Below are 13,890 nucleotides of genomic sequence, written 5' to 3' on the forward strand. Positions count from 1 at the left end.
TCCGTGCCGTGTTGAAGAAGGTCGCCGCCGTCGTTCTCGCGCTGGTCCTGCTGGGTCCCATGCTGGGGCTGGTCGGAGTCGGCGTGCTGATGAATCCCGCCGCCGCGAACTGCGTCGTGCCCGGCGGCTCCGTCACCATAGGAGACGTCCCGGAGTCGCTGACGGTCACCACCGCCGAGGGCACCACGCTCACGCTGAACACGACCCAGCTCACGCACGCGGCCACGATCATCACGATCGGCGGCAGCATCGAGGGCGTCGGCCGTCACGGCATCACGATCGCGCTGATGGCCGCGCTGACCGAGAGCACGCTGCGGCAGTTGGCGAACACCGGCGCCTACCCCGAGAGCGGGAACTACCCCAACGACGGCAACGGCAGCGATCACGACAGCTTGGGGCTATTTCAGATGCGGCCGCAGTCGGGCTGGGGCACCGTCGCGGAGCTGATGGACCCGACCTACCAGGCGCGGGCGTTCTTCGGCGGGCCGACCGGCCCGAACTACCCGAGCCCGCGGGGTCTGCTGGACATTCCGGGCTGGCAGCAGATGGACCCCGGCGAAGCAGCCCAAGCGGTCGAAGTCAGCGCCTACCCGGACCGCTACCGCAACTATGAGCCGGTCGCCGAAGCTATCCTCGATGCCCTGACCGGCGCATCCGGCGACGGAACCGGCTCGGCCGGCGCCGCTGTGACGGTCGTGGCGGCGGGTCCGGTGGCGCAGTCCGCGCGCGTGGTGTTCCCGCTCCCGGAGGGGACGTGGGTGCTCACCAGCGAGTTCGGGCCGCGCATCCATCCGATCACCGGAGCGCCGTCGTTCCACACCGGCACGGACTTCGCTGCCCCGGACGGCACCCCTATCCTCGCCGTCGCGGACGGCACCGTGACCGTCGCGGAGTTCTCCGACGGCTACGGCGGACTGATCGTCATCGAGCACCAGATCGGCGGGCAGACGGTCGCGACCGCCTACGCCCACATGTGGCAGTCCGGCATCCACGCCTCAGCCGGTGACCGGGTGGTCGCCGGGCAGCACATCGGCGACGTCGGCAGCTCCGGCAACTCCACAGGACCGCATCTCCATTTCGAGGTCCGGCCCGGCGGCACCAGCGGCGAGGCCGTCGATGCCGCGGCGTGGCTCAACGCCCACAACGCCGCCGACCTGCCCGAAGCCGCGGTCGGCGCCGCCGCCGGATGCGACACCGCCGGCGGCACGGCGGGTGAGCCCGCCCCGGTCGACGGCGACCCTGACCGGCTCGTGGACGATCCCACCAGCGACGGGCAGATCACCGCCCGGATGGTGCACCTCATGGCCCAGGCCCGCGCCGGGTTCCCCGACACCGGCTGGGCCTGCTACTCGCCCCGGCCCGGCACCACCTCGGAGCACCCGCTGGGCCGCGCGTGCGACATCACCTTCGGTAACCCGATCGGGACACCTCCGACGCCCGCGCAACTCGAGGACGGGTGGCGGGTGACGAACTGGATGAAGGACCACGCCGAACCCTTGGGCGTGGAGTACCTGATCTGGCAAGGCAAGATATGGTCCCTCGCCCGCGACGGTGAAGGCTGGCGCGACTACGACGGCGGCGGGATGCACGACCCCGGCGACGTGACCGGCGGACACTTCGACCACCTGCACGTCACCGTCAAGGCCGGTGCGTGATGGACGTGTTCCCCGACTTCGATGGCCTGGCAGGGATCGGTGACCTGGAACAGGTGATCGGCGCGCTGCTCACGATCGTGCTCATCGTCGCGGTGCTGATGGTGGTGGTCTCGGCGATCTGCTGGGCGCTGGGCGCCTCGCACGGCAACCACTCCCTGGCCTTCAAGGGCCGGGTCGGGGTACTCGTCGGCGTCGGCGCGGCCGTCCTCGCCGGTGCCGGGGTGGCGTGGGTGAACTGGCTCATCGTCCTCGGCCGCCAGCTCTGACCGGCACGCCCGGAGCGGCCCGCCCCGTTCGCAGGGCGCGGGCCATTGTCGTGTCGGTGCGCGCTCAGGGTGTGGCTGGCTCACCTCGCCGCTGAACCAGCCATCTGCTCAGCGAGGGAGTAACCGCCGTGATCGACATCGACCCCAACAGCTCCGGCCTGCCCGGCATCGAACAGCTCCGCACCATCGTCGGCGCCGTGATGACGATCGGCCTCATCCTCAGTGTCCTGGCGCTGATCGTGTCCGCGATCGTCTGGGCATACGGCGCCAACAGCTCTAACCCGCATCTGTCCGGGCGAGGCAAGCTCGGCGTGCTGATCTCCTGCGGCGCGGCGGTGATCTGCGGCGCAGCGGTGACGCTCGTGAACTTCTTCTGGGACGTCGGCCAGGCCGTCTGAGGCCCGCACAGCAGGAGATTCGTGATGGGTGTCTGCGATGTGCCGATCATCTCGTCCGTCTGCGATGTGGCCGGCGAGGCGGCCGCGACGGTCGTGGCGGCCCCGTTCGACTGGCTCGCCCAGGCGATGGGCGGCGCGGCCGGCTGGCTGATCGAGGCGATGTGGACGGTGTTCGACACGACCACCCTGGTCGATGTCACCTCGCCCGGGTTCACCAGCGTCTACAACCTGATCTTCGGCATCGGCGTGTTTCTGGTGCTGATCTTCTTCTGCCTGCAACTGATCACGGGGCTGGTCCGCCGCGACCCGACCGCCCTGTCCCGGGCGGCGCGCGGCGCGGCGAAATCGGTGCTCGGTGCGTTCGTCGTGGTCACGCTGACCGCGCTCGCGCTGGAAATCGTGGACCAGCTCTGCATCGGCATCATCCAGGCGTCCGGGGAGACCACCGGGACGATGGGCGACAAGATCATCCTGCTCGCCGCCGGCCTGACCGGCATCAACATCGCCGCTCCCGGTGTCGGGGCGATCGTCACGATCTTCCTGGCTGGGCTGATGATCGCCGCGGTCTTCATCGTCTGGTTCTCGTTGTTGATCCGTAAGGCGTTGCTGCTGGTGGCCGTGGTGCTGGCGCCGATCGCGTTCGCCGGTGCGTCCTGGGATGCCACCAAAGGATGGATCGGCAAGTGGGCGGCGTTCGTGATCGCGCTCATCATCAGCAAGCTGGTGCTCGTCGTGATCTTCCTGCTGGCGATCACCCAGATCGCCACCCCGATCGAGGCGGACATCGCCGCGGTCACCGAGCCGATCACCGGCATCGTCCTCATGGGGATCGCGGCCTTCGCCCCGTACATGGTGTACCGGTTCGTGTCGTTCATCGGGTTCGACCTCTACCAGCAGATGGGCACCGAGCAGGAGGCCAAAAATGCCCTCAACCGGCCCCTGCCGGTGCCGTCCAAGCCCCAGGGCGGCAGCGAGCCGAAGAAGGTTCTCGATGACCCCCAGGGCGGTGCCCCGCAGGGCGGGCCTGGCGGCGGACCGGGCGGCTCGCCGCCGCGCACCCCGGCGCCAGCCGCTGGCGGTGGCGGCGGCGCAGGCGCGGCCGGGACAGGAGCGGGCGCCGGGGCAGGCGCGGGTGCGGGGGCCGGGGCGGGGGCTGCTGCGGCGGGTCCCGCGGCCGCGGTCGTCGTCGGTGCGCAGGTCGCCAGGGGAGCCGCCGAAGCCGGCCCGAAGGCAGGCAAGGCGGTCGCGGGCCAGGCAGAGACCGCCGCGAGCGGCGCCGGGGGCCAGGGCGGTGGTGGTGGCGCTGCGCCGTCGAAGACGCCTCCGCCACCCTCCGCGCCCCAGCCGCGCACGCCCGCACCGTCCAAGCCGGCGCCGCCGCGCACCGGGAAGGAGTGACGCATGTCCACGGAACGGAAGGCGCCCGGGAGCAGGCTGACCCCGGTGAAGTTCTCCCGCCTCACCCGGCGAGGGGTGTTGCTGGGCCTGTCGGTCTCCCAGCTCGTCGCCGCCGGCGTCGGCGGGCTGACGCTGCTGGCGGCGTTCTACGCCGGCGCGGGGATGCTGCTGGCCTACACCGCCCCGATCTGGGTGCTCGCCGCGGTGCTGACCTGGGTGCCCATCGCCGGGCGGCCGATGGTCGAATGGCTCCCTGTCGTGTGCTGGTGGCTGTGGCGGACCACCGGCGGGCAACTGCTGTATCGGCGGCGGATCGTCACCCCGCGCCCGGCAGGCAATCTCGCGCTGCCCGGCGACATGGCCCGGCTGCGGGAGCATCTGGACCCCGAGACCGGCGCGTGCATGATCCACGACCCCCGCCAGGGCAGGCTCACCGTGGTCTGCGAGGTCACCCATCCCGCGTTCGTGCTGCTCGATCCCGGCGAGCAGGAACGCCGGGTCACCTCCTGGGGGCGGGTGCTCGCCACGGTGTGCCGGTCGGGGCGGATCGCGACGCTGCAAGTGCTCGAACGCACCCTGCCGGACTCCGGGACCGGGCTCGCCGAATGGTGGGCCGAGCACGGCACCGCCGACGACTCCTGGGCCGCGACCACCTACGCCGAACTGATCGAGCGGGCCGGTCCCGCCGGGGAACGGCACGCCACCACGATCAGCCTGAGCCTGGATATGAAGACCAGCGCCCGGCAGATCAGGACCGCCGGCGGCGGCATCCGCGGCGGCGCCGCGGTGCTCCGCCAGGAGATGGCGACCCTGACCGCCGCGCTCCGGTCGGCGGACCTGACCGCGGTCGGGTGGCTCGGCCCCGGCCAGGTCGCCGTGATCCTGCGCTCGGCCTACGACCCGGCCGTGGCCGCGACGCTGGAACGGCACGGACGGCTCGGCCAAGACCTCGCCACCGCCGGGCCGGTCGCGGTCACCGAGACCTGGGGAACCCTGCGCACCGACTCCGCCTGGCATGCAGTCCTGTGGGTATCGGAGTGGCCGCGATCAATGGTCTATCCGGGGTTCCTCGCTCCGGTGCTGCTGTCCACCGGCATCCAACGGTCGGTGTCGCTGATCTACACCCCGATGCGCTCCGACCAGGCGGCGCGCGACATCCGCAAGAAGAAGGTCGAACACATCTCAGACGCCGCTCAGCGCGCGCGGATGGGGCAGATCGAGGACGCCGCCCAGACCGCCGAGTACCAGGACGTGCTGCAACAGGAAGCCGACCTGACCGCCGGACACGGGGTGCTTCGCGTCTCCGGCCTCATCAGCGTCTCCGCGCCCACCCTCGACGACCTGGAAGCCGCAACCGCGGCGATCGAGCAGTCCGCGATCCAAGCCTCCTGCGAGACCCGCCGGCTCGTGGGCCAGCAAGCGGCGGCGTTCACCGCGGCGGCGCTGCCGCTGTGCCGCACGGTGTGACCTCGGGGCTCACCTGACCGGCATCGAGAGACCCTGCCCAGATGGAGGCCCGTGATGCCCACGTTCACCGATCCCGCCCGCGACGCCAATGAGGCGTACGAGGCGTTGCGCGGGCTCGCGCACGCCACCCGCACCGTCGAGGACCCGTCCGATACCTACGCGGTGATCGGTGACCTGCTGGGCGGGATGCGCTCGCTCCGGCAAGTCCTGGATCAGCTCGCCACCGTCCACCTGAACCATCAGCACCAGGTCACCGACGAGGCCCGCGACCTGGCCGGCGGGGCGGTCGAGGCGCTGTCCGCGGCCGACGAGCTGCACCAGGCCGGCACGCTCATCGACCAGGCCCACGACCGGCTCAACGCCGCGATGGGCCACTCCGGCCGGATCGTCTGGAACCCACCGACGCAACTCGTTGATCGTTGGGTGGGGGTCGTGTTCCTGCATGGCGAGGACGCCGACCAGGTGCTCGACCTCATCGACCGTGACGGTGTCGAGGCGGGGATCGAGCATCTGTCCGGCTGGGACTACGGCGACGAGACCACCGGCGCCGCCTTGGAGAACGGTGACGTTCACGACGACGCCCCTGTCTATGCCGGGGACCGGCAGGCTGAGACCGGCGCCTACGCGATGACCTACAACCCGAAGGCCGGGCACGTTGCCCTCTACCGGCGGTACCTGATCCCCGCCGATGACGCGATCGACCCGCCCGCCGACACCCCCGTCCCACCTCCGGACCGCGAGACCGGGCGCGACGCGGCGAGACGGCGCAGCGGAGTCCGGGACGGCGGCTGGTTCGAGCATCCCGGTGTCGCCGCCGTCAAGCAGGCCCGGGGGCTCTCGTGGTGAGCCGGGACGAGAAGCTGCACACCGCCGTCCTCGTCGCACCGTCCTCTGAGCGGCGGCGGCTGCGTAAGCAGCGGCGACAGGCCGCCGCCCGGCTCGTCGCCGAGCAACGGCAGGCGGAGAAGGCTACGACCCGCGCGAAGCTGGAGGCTGAGCGCGCCGAACGGCGAGCCACGGTCTACCTGCCCTCGGCCGGTGAGCCAGGGCCAGCCGCGCTCCGTGCTCCGGGGAGGTTTCGGCTGCCTCGGCACCAGGACACCAGCGCCGTCCTGGCCGGCCACTACCCGTTCCTGGCCGAAGCTGGTCTCGGGCCGCAGGGGATGTTCATCGGCCAGGACCTCTACTCCGGGTCGTCGTTCGTCTACGACCCGTGGGTGCTGTACCGGCGGGGCATCATCACCGCCCCGAACCTGATCCTGGCCGGGATCGTCGGCTCCGGGAAGTCCTCGCTCGCCAAGAGCCTCTACACCCGGTCGCTGCCGTTCGGCTACCGCGTGTACGTTCCCGGCGACCCCAAAGGAGAGCACACCGGCGTCGCCGAAGCGGTCGGCGGGAAAGCGATCATCCTCGGGCACGGGATGGGCAACAGGCTCAACCCGCTCGATGAGGGCTACCGTCCCGGCGGCCTCTCTGATCAGGAGTGGGCGACCACGCTGGCTGCGCGGCGCCGGGACCTGCTGGGCGCGCTCACCGAGACCGTCCTTGCTCGAACGCTCGCGCCGCTAGAACACACCGCGATCGACACCGCCCTGGCCGGCGCGGTACGCGATGCCGAGGTGCCGATTCTGCCGATGGTGGTCGACCGGCTGCTGCGCCCCGATCCCGCCGACGATCCAGACGGCCGCCTTGCTGAAGACGGCCGTCAAGTGGGGCACGCGCTGCGACGGCTCGTCGCCGGTGACCTGGCCGGGCTGTTCGACGGCCCGTCGACGGTGAGGTTCGACCCGACGCTGCCGATGGTCAGCCTGGACCTGTCCCGCGTCACCGAGAACTCCACCTTGATCTCGGTGCTGATGACGTGCTCGTCGGCGTGGATGGAAGCCGCCCTGCTCGATCCGAACGGCGGCCGACGCTGGGTCATCTACGACGAGGCGTGGCGGCTGATGTCGCACCCGGCGCTGCTGCGCCGGATGGACGCGCACTGGCGGCTCGCCCGCCACTACGGCCTGGCGAACCTGCTTGTGTTCCACAAGCTCACCGACCTGGAGAACGTCGGTGACCTCGGCTCAGCGAACCGTGCCCTGGCGAACTCGCTGCTGGCGAACGCGGAGACCAGGATCGTCTACCGGCAAGAGACCGACCAGCTCGGCCCCACGGCCACCGCGCTCGGGCTCACCGGCACCGAGCAACGCCTCCTGCCGGGACTGGGCACCGGGCAAGGGCTCTGGCGGATCAAGGACCGCAGCTTCGTCGTCCAGCACCAGCTCCACCCCGCCGAACTGGCCGCGTTCGACACCACCGCCCGCATGACCGGCTCCCCGCAGGGTCACGAATCCTGAACGAGCGGCGGCAGTCCGCTGCTGGCCCACCTCGCCGCTATGAGGAGAGTCGAGCCCGAGTCCGTTCCGGTGTCCATTCCGCTTGTCGTGCTCGACGTGCGCGAGGACGGCACCGTGGCTGTCACTGTCGACGGGAGCCCACTGCACCCGGACCCTTTCGCGCCGCCGTGGCGGCGATCCTCGTTCGGGCAGATCATCGACCGCGCCACGGATGACCGGACGACTCCGGCGCGGGTCGAGGTCCGGGAGGCGGACGGGACGACCTTCACCGACATCATCGCGGCCCAACGTCGCCGAGCACCCCAGCCGCCGCCGGAGTCTGAGGAACCGACATCGCGGCCGGTGTTCCACGCCGTCGAAGGCGACGGGTTCGTTCCCGGTGAGGACGTGGCGGTCGCCGTCGTCACTGGGCACACCGACGCGTCCGGTACCGGCACGGCCCGCGCTCTCATCGACCCCGCCCGGCTCGCGCCGGACGCTGCGGGCGGCGTCGTGGAGGTGGTGCTGTTCGGCCGTATCTCCGGCCTCACGATCTTCCGGCGGCTGCCATGAGCGGTCAGGGTCGGCAGACCGGTTCGTTCGGTGATGAGCTGACCAACGCGGCCATGATCGGGCTCGTCGGTCTGTTCGGCGTCGCCCTGGTGCTCCGCGGTGCCGGGTCCGTCGCGGCATTCCTCACCGGCACGAGCCAGCCCGCCGGTGGTCCCGCCTCCGGGATCGGTGTGCTGTTCGATCCGGGCGATCCCGCTGGCGCCCTGGACGCACCTGACATGAGCCCGGTCGTCTACTGGCTCGTCTCGGGCCTCCTGCTCGCCGTACTGGTCACCGGCGGCGTGTGGGTCTGGTCGCGGCTGCGCCGTCACACGCACCGTGTCGAGCAGGACCCGCGCCGGATGACGGGCATCGCCACGCGGCATGAGGTCGCTGCCGCCGCGTCCGAGAAGGCGCTGCTGCGCCGCGCCGGGAACCTCCGCCCGGGCTTGGATGATCCTCGTCCGCAGGATGTCGGCTACCGGCTCGGTACTTCCAAGGGCGCGAGTGTGTGGGCGTCGGTGGAGGACTCGATCATGGTCATCGGGCCGCCCCGCTCCGGGAAGGGCCTCCACTTGGTGATCCCCGCGATCCTCGATGCCCCCGGCGCTGTCGTGGTGACCTCGACCAGGCCGGACAATCTGACCGCGACGCTGCGTGCCCGCAGCCGGGTCGGGCCGGTCGCGATCTTCGACCCGCAACACCTCGCCGAGGGCTTGCCCGCGGGGATGCGGTGGTCACCGATCCGGGGCTGTGAGTCCCCGCAGACCGCGATGATCCGCGCCACCGGGCTCGCCGCCGGCACCGGCCTCTCATCCGGCGGCGTCGACGGCGGCGGGTTCTGGGAGGGCAAGACCAGGGCCGCGCTGCAAGCGCTCCTGCACGCCGCCGCGATCGACCATCGGCCACCGGCCGAGCTGTTCCGCTGGACCCTCGACCCGACCGCGGCCGCCGACGCGGTGGCGATCCTGACCGGCTCTGTCCAGGCGGCGACCGGATGGGCCGAGTCTCTGGAAGCGATGATCGACGCCGACCCCCGCACCCGCGACTCCATCTGGCAAGGCGTGTCCCTCGCCCTCGGATCGCTCGCCGACCCCAGGGTGCTCGATGCCGTCTCACCCGGCCCCGGCGAGGGCTTCGACCCCGAGCACTTCATCCAGAACAAGGGCACCCTGTTCCTGCTGGCCACCGGGTCCGGCGCGGGAGCAAGCGCCGCGCTCGTCGCGGCGCTTGTGGAAGACCTGATCGAGACCGCCCGCCGCCTGGCCGCACGCTCACCCGGTGCGCGGCTTGATCCGCCGATGCTGCTCGCGCTGGACGAGATCGCCAACCTCTCGCCCCTGCCGTCGCTGCCGACGCTGATGGCCGAGGGCGGCGGCTCGGGCATCACGACGATGCCGGTGCTCCAGTCGCTCGCGCAGGCGCGGGATAAGTGGAACGAGCACCAGGCCGGCGCGATCTGGGATGCCTCGATCGTCAAGGTCATCCTCGGTGGCGCGTCCAACAGCCGCGATTTGCAGGACGTCAGCGCGCTGGTCGGGGAACGCGACGAGTACACCGACTCCGTGACGCTGGGTGACCACGGCACCCGCTCCAATCAGCGCTCCGTCCGGCGGGTGCCGATCTTCCCGCCCGACCGCATCCGCCGGCTCCCGTTCGGCACCGGGGTCGTGCTGCTGCGCTCCGCACCACCGATCGTCACCGACCTGCACCCGTGGCCCCGGCGCCCCGACGCCACCCAGCTCACCTCCGATCGTGCGCAGACAGAGGCCCTGCTGCGCCGCTCTGACATCTGAGCAGCGCCAGTCGCCTCCGCGCCCACCTGCCTGCCACAGCAAGCCCCGGCATGACCGGGGACCGCGAGAGCAGACAGGAGCACACCATGTCCGACGATCCCCGCGACGATGACGCCACCACGGGCGACCTGCCCGGCCCGGACCTGGACGATGACGGCGATGAGGGCTTCGAGGACCCTCTGATCGCCGAGCCTCCGCACCCGATCAACTGGAACTTGCTGAACGCCGACGATGCCGAGGTCGAGTGGCTGGAGCTGAACCGGTGGGTGGACTGGCTGCGGCACACCTACGGTCTGCCCGCCGCGGTGATCCCGCCCGCCTGGTACGCCCACCCGGAGCTGTTGTGGGAGCTGTCCGCGCTGCACCTGCACTGGCTGTGCGCCTACGACCCCGAGCAGAACGGCTCTGCGCCGCTGGGCTGGCACCGCGACTTCGCCGACGCCCGCCAGCGGCTGCGTGAATGGGTCGCCGCCTCGGGCACGAAGCTCGACCACGACCGTCCCACCCGGCAGACCGTCTGGCCCGGTGAGGAACCCGCCGACCCGATCGAAGACGTGCCGATCATCGACCGCGACGCCGAGTTCGTGGAGTTCGTCATGGCCGACGTGCAGGCTCGCCGCGATGCCGAGGAAGCGTTCTACCGCACCCTCGACCCCGACACCGGTGAACTGTCATGAGCGACGACGGAACGCTCGTGGTGTCGCCGCTTATGCACAGCCGTGAGGTCGCGGCGTACTTGAAGGTCTCGGAGTCGACCCTGTCGCGGTGGCGGTCCGCGGGCATGGGGCCGCCGTTCCTGCGCCTCGGCGGGATCGCCCGGTACCGGCTCGATGCGGTGGACCGTTGGCTGGGCGATCTGGAACACGACCATGCCCCGGAGAGCTAAGCCGCAGCCGACCGCCGAGCCCAAGCCGGTCCCGCCGATCGGGGTGAAGGTCTCCACGGACATGGAGCGCCGCTCCTACGGCATCCGCGCCCGCGCCCGGTGGACCGACCCGACCAGCAAGCGCCGGGTGATCCGATCGGAGATCGTGCGGGACGAGGCCGCCGCGCACGCGTTCTTCGACCACCTCCGCAACTCCTCGACCAAGGGCATGGACGTGTCCATGACGCTGCTGGAGTTCGTCACATCCATCGGCGACCGGTGGGCGCGGGGCCTGGACCCGACCTCCACCGGCGAGACCTACGGCTACGGGCTGAAGCTCCGGGTGCTGCCCGCGCTCGGGCACCTGCCAGTCACCCAGATCACCGCCGGCATCATCGACCGCACCATTGATGAGTGGGAACAGCGCCACGGCGCCTCGACTATCAAGAACACCATCGCCCCGCTCGTGCGGGTGCTCGATGAAGCCGTGCGGGACGGGCTGATCCAGATCAACCCCGCGAAGAACCGTGCCAAGCGGAGCCTGAACCGCAACGCCTTCCGCGGCCAGGCGGCCGAGCACGCCTCCCCGCGGGCGCACGCGATCCCGGACATGAAGACCCTCAACCGGCTCGCCCGCGCGTGCGGGAAGGTCCATCAGTCCTACAGCGACTTTGTGATGCTCGCCGCGCTGCTCGCGGCCCGGTCCTCGGAGGTGTCCGGGTTGCAGGTCGGGGACGTCGACTTCGACAAGAACCTCGTGGTGATCCGCCGGCAGGTGTTCCCCGGCAAGGGCGGACTGGTCACCAAGCCGACCAAGAGCCGCAAAGAGCGCCGCGTGCCGATCCTCGAACCGCTCCGGCCCGTGCTGGAACGCCTCACCGGCGGCAAGGAGCCTGGGGACTCGTTGCTGGTCGGCCCGAAGGGCGGCTACCTCACCACCGCGACCGTCCGCGATGCCACCAACTGGGACGGCATCGTCGCGAAGCTCGGGCTGCCCGACCTCACCCGGCACGGGCTACGCCACACCGGGGCGACCTGGATGGCCGACGCCGGCATCCCGCTGCACGTCCTCCAAGACATCCTCGGCCACGCCTCAATGGAGACCACCCGCGGCTACCTCCACCCGGACGACCGTCACCTCGCGTCGGCGGCCGAGCAGGCCAACGCCTTCCTCTCCGCCGCCGGACAGCGCAAGCACGCTCGGCGCAGTGGCCCGGCGTCTCGGAGCCTGTGATGCGCTCCCACCCCCGCGGGAGTGCTCCCGGAAGCGTTCTGGTCCCCTTTTGGTCCCCTTATCCACAGGAAGCGGGTTCGGGGCGGTCCGTTCGTCCACAGACGGCCGCCGGCGAGAGCGCCGGGGGGACCAGAGGGGGACCACGGAAAACGACCCCGAGCATGAAGAAGCCCAGGCGAGAAACCTACTCTCACCTGGGCTTTTACGTCGGGCTGACAGGATTTGAACCTGCGACCCCCTGACCCCCAGTCAGGTGCGCTACCAAGCTGCGCCACAGCCCGTGGCATGGATTTCCAGTTGTTCGGGCCGACCAGAGCGGGGTAAACCCCTTGACCCCCAGTCAAGTGCGCTACCAAGCTGCGCCACAGCCCGTCGATCTCGCGATCGAGCTGCCCGAAGGCAACTGCAACAGACTAGCGCATCCGCAGCGCGGCAGGTGCGCCGCGGGTCCGGCACATCCTCGCTCGTCCGGGACCGTCGGCGGTGCACGCGTGTCAGTGGCCCGTGCGAGAGTGCACGCATGACGCCGGAGTCGCCGCAGCCGAGGATCCCGCTGGATCCCGCCGCGCTCGAGGGCCCGGTGTGGCTCCGAGGCCGCATGCCCGTTGCCCCCGAGGGCGAGCCGGAGCCGGCTCAGGCGGAGCACCCCGACGAGCTCGTGCCGACCTCTCCGCACGACGCGCTGCGCGCGGCCGCCATCCACGCGGTCGTCGACATCGACGCCGCGATCGCGTCGCTCGAGGCGATGCGCGCGCACCTTCTCGCCGGCCTCGGCGGCATGGCGGTCGAGAGCGCGCACGACGAGCGGCTCGACGCCGCAGTCGCCGTGCGCGACCTCGCCTGCGAGCTCGCCCTGCGTCAGCGTCGCAGCGACCGAGCAGTCGAGGCCGAGGTCGCCCAGGCGATGAGCCGGCGCGACCGCTGGCCGGGCACCGTCGCGGCGTGGGGCGAGGCGCGCATCCACAGCGGTCATGTGCGGGTCATCTGCGAGGTCGGCGCGGCGCTGCAGGAGCCGGGAGCCCGCGCGGCGTTCGAGGCCGCGCTCCTCCCCCACGCCGAGACGACGACGCCCGGCAGGCTCCGCGCGCTCGCGCGGCGCGAGCTCGATCGCCACCTCGCCGCGCCGCTCGCCGAGCGGCACCGCACGGCCCGCCGGCTGCGCGGCGTGACGATCTCCGATCTCGACGACGGCATGAGCATGGTGCGTGCCATCGTGCCCACCCTGCCGGCCCACGGCATCCGCGACCGGCTCACGCAGATGGCGCGAGCGGCCGATGGCGACGATCCGCGCGGCATCGACGAGCGCCGCGCCGATGCACTGTGCGACCTGCTCCTGACCGGCGAGCCCGCGGCCGCCGCGATCGAGGGCATCCGGGCGGAGGTGAACATCGTGATGCCGGCGTCGGTGCTCACCGGCAGCGGTGCCGAGGACGTCGCCCGACTCACGAGCGGTGCGCCGGTCGATCCCGAGACCGCCCGGGCGCTCGCGGCGGACGCGACCGCGTGGATCCGGCTCTTCACCGATCCGCTCCGCGGACACGTCGTGGCGACCGACGCCTACGTGCCCGGCACGAGGCTGCGACGCCTGCTGCGACAGCGCGACCAGCGATGCCGATGGCCCGGCTGCTGCGCGCAGGCGAGCCGCAGCGACCTCGACCACACGATCCCCTGGATCGACGGCGGCACGACGACGACCGACAACCTCGCGCACCTCTGCAGGCGGCACCACGTGCTGAAGGGCGCCGCGCTCGCCGGCGCGAGGCGCTGGAAGGTGCGCCAGACGAGCCCGGGCGTGCTCGAGTTCCGCTCGCCGATGGGCGAGCGCTACGTCGACGAGCCGCCAGCGGTGGGCCCGCGGTTCCGCGAGCCGCCGGAGTGGGGCCTGCCGCTCGGCGTCGCCGCGCCGCAGGGCGACCAGCCCTTCTGAGCGCGTCGCCG

13 protein-coding genes and 2 tRNA genes are annotated in these 13,890 nt (G+C 71.5%); 13 read left to right on the plus strand and 2 right to left on the minus strand.

Annotated elements, in window-relative coordinates; all coding sequences use genetic code 11:
- The first annotated feature begins 8 nt into the window (after positions 1–8).
- From FQ330_RS11455 to FQ330_RS11505, 12 genes are all read left to right on the plus strand, one after another.
- Positions 9–1,655 (plus strand): peptidoglycan DD-metalloendopeptidase family protein, encoded by a 1,647-nt coding sequence (locus FQ330_RS11455; RefSeq protein ID WP_146357663.1) that lies wholly within the window; start codon positions 9–11, stop codon positions 1,653–1,655.
- Positions 1,655–1,921, plus strand: a complete 267-nt coding sequence (locus FQ330_RS11460) for a DUF6112 family protein (protein ID WP_146357665.1) — start codon at positions 1,655–1,657, stop codon at positions 1,919–1,921. Before FQ330_RS11455 ends, FQ330_RS11460 begins: the two co-directional genes overlap by 1 nt.
- Positions 1,922–2,049: 128 nt before the next feature.
- A complete protein-coding gene (locus tag FQ330_RS11465) occupies positions 2,050–2,319 on the plus strand; it encodes a DUF6112 family protein (RefSeq protein WP_146357667.1) in 270 nt (89 codons plus the stop codon).
- Between the two features lie 24 nt (positions 2,320–2,343).
- Entirely contained in the window at positions 2,344–3,717 is a 1,374-nt protein-coding gene (locus FQ330_RS13375; protein ID WP_192575934.1) for a conjugal transfer protein TrbL, read from the plus strand.
- A 3-nt stretch (positions 3,718–3,720) separates the two neighbouring features.
- Positions 3,721–5,184 carry an SCO6880 family protein gene (locus FQ330_RS11470; protein ID WP_146357669.1) on the plus strand — a complete coding sequence of 488 codons (1,464 nt, stop codon included), beginning with the start codon at positions 3,721–3,723 and terminating at the stop codon, positions 5,182–5,184.
- A gap of 54 nt (positions 5,185–5,238) precedes the next feature.
- Positions 5,239–6,030, plus strand: coding sequence for a hypothetical protein (locus FQ330_RS11475; RefSeq protein WP_146357671.1), 792 nt, complete (start codon positions 5,239–5,241; stop codon positions 6,028–6,030).
- Positions 6,024–7,526, plus strand: a complete 1,503-nt coding sequence (locus FQ330_RS11480; protein ID WP_146357673.1) for an ATP-binding protein — start codon at positions 6,024–6,026, stop codon at positions 7,524–7,526. The genes FQ330_RS11475 and FQ330_RS11480 overlap by 7 nt, the downstream gene beginning before the upstream one ends.
- A 39-nt stretch (positions 7,527–7,565) precedes the next feature.
- Positions 7,566–8,078 carry a hypothetical protein gene (locus FQ330_RS11485; RefSeq protein ID WP_146357675.1) on the plus strand — a complete coding sequence of 171 codons (513 nt, stop codon included), beginning with the start codon at positions 7,566–7,568 and terminating at the stop codon, positions 8,076–8,078.
- Positions 8,075–9,853 (plus strand): type IV secretory system conjugative DNA transfer family protein, encoded by a 1,779-nt coding sequence (locus FQ330_RS11490; RefSeq protein WP_146357677.1) that lies wholly within the window; start codon positions 8,075–8,077, stop codon positions 9,851–9,853. The genes FQ330_RS11485 and FQ330_RS11490 overlap by 4 nt, the downstream gene beginning before the upstream one ends.
- 86 nt (positions 9,854–9,939) lie before the next feature.
- Complete coding sequence (locus tag FQ330_RS11495; RefSeq protein WP_146357679.1) at positions 9,940–10,530, plus strand: hypothetical protein; 591 nt, start codon at positions 9,940–9,942, stop codon at positions 10,528–10,530.
- Positions 10,527–10,739 carry a helix-turn-helix transcriptional regulator gene (locus FQ330_RS11500; protein WP_146357681.1) on the plus strand — a complete coding sequence of 71 codons (213 nt, stop codon included), beginning with the start codon at positions 10,527–10,529 and terminating at the stop codon, positions 10,737–10,739. The genes FQ330_RS11495 and FQ330_RS11500 overlap by 4 nt, the downstream gene beginning before the upstream one ends.
- A 43-nt stretch (positions 10,740–10,782) precedes the next feature.
- Positions 10,783–11,952, plus strand: a complete 1,170-nt coding sequence (locus FQ330_RS11505) for a tyrosine-type recombinase/integrase (protein WP_404799855.1) — start codon at positions 10,783–10,785, stop codon at positions 11,950–11,952.
- Between the two features lie 207 nt (positions 11,953–12,159).
- On the opposite strand, the gene FQ330_RS11510 is transcribed toward FQ330_RS11505, so the two are convergent.
- Positions 12,160–12,233, minus strand: a tRNA-Pro gene (locus tag FQ330_RS11510).
- Between the two features lie 20 nt (positions 12,234–12,253).
- Positions 12,254–12,324: transfer RNA gene (locus FQ330_RS11515), tRNA-Pro, on the minus strand.
- Between the two features lie 148 nt (positions 12,325–12,472).
- On the opposite strand from FQ330_RS11515, the gene FQ330_RS11520 reads away from it, so the two are divergent.
- Positions 12,473–13,879: an HNH endonuclease gene (locus FQ330_RS11520; RefSeq protein ID WP_146357683.1), complete on the plus strand. Its 1,407-nt coding sequence runs from the start codon at positions 12,473–12,475 to the stop codon at positions 13,877–13,879.
- Positions 13,880–13,890: the final 11 nt, after the last annotated feature.

The organism is Agrococcus sediminis (assembly GCF_007923295.1).
Lineage (GTDB): Bacteria > Actinomycetota > Actinomycetes > Actinomycetales > Microbacteriaceae > Agrococcus > Agrococcus sediminis.

What these genes read in the sequence shown, in the direction of transcription:
- FQ330_RS11460 (WP_146357665.1), top strand. Translation starts at nt 1,655, where the DNA reads ATGGACGTGTTCCCCGACTTCGATGGCCTGGCAGGGATCGGTGACCTG.
- FQ330_RS13375 (WP_192575934.1), top strand. Translation starts at nt 2,344, where the DNA reads ATGGGTGTCTGCGATGTGCCGATCATCTCGTCCGTCTGCGATGTGGCC.
- FQ330_RS11470 (WP_146357669.1), top strand. Translation starts at nt 3,721, where the DNA reads ATGTCCACGGAACGGAAGGCGCCCGGGAGCAGGCTGACCCCGGTGAAG.
- FQ330_RS11475 (WP_146357671.1), top strand. Translation starts at nt 5,239, where the DNA reads ATGCCCACGTTCACCGATCCCGCCCGCGACGCCAATGAGGCGTACGAG.
- FQ330_RS11485 (WP_146357675.1), top strand. Translation starts at nt 7,566, where the DNA reads ATGAGGAGAGTCGAGCCCGAGTCCGTTCCGGTGTCCATTCCGCTTGTC.
- FQ330_RS11490 (WP_146357677.1), top strand. Translation starts at nt 8,075, where the DNA reads ATGAGCGGTCAGGGTCGGCAGACCGGTTCGTTCGGTGATGAGCTGACC.
- FQ330_RS11495 (WP_146357679.1), top strand. Translation starts at nt 9,940, where the DNA reads ATGTCCGACGATCCCCGCGACGATGACGCCACCACGGGCGACCTGCCC.
- FQ330_RS11500 (WP_146357681.1), top strand. Translation starts at nt 10,527, where the DNA reads ATGAGCGACGACGGAACGCTCGTGGTGTCGCCGCTTATGCACAGCCGT.
- FQ330_RS11520 (WP_146357683.1), top strand. Translation starts at nt 12,473, where the DNA reads ATGACGCCGGAGTCGCCGCAGCCGAGGATCCCGCTGGATCCCGCCGCG.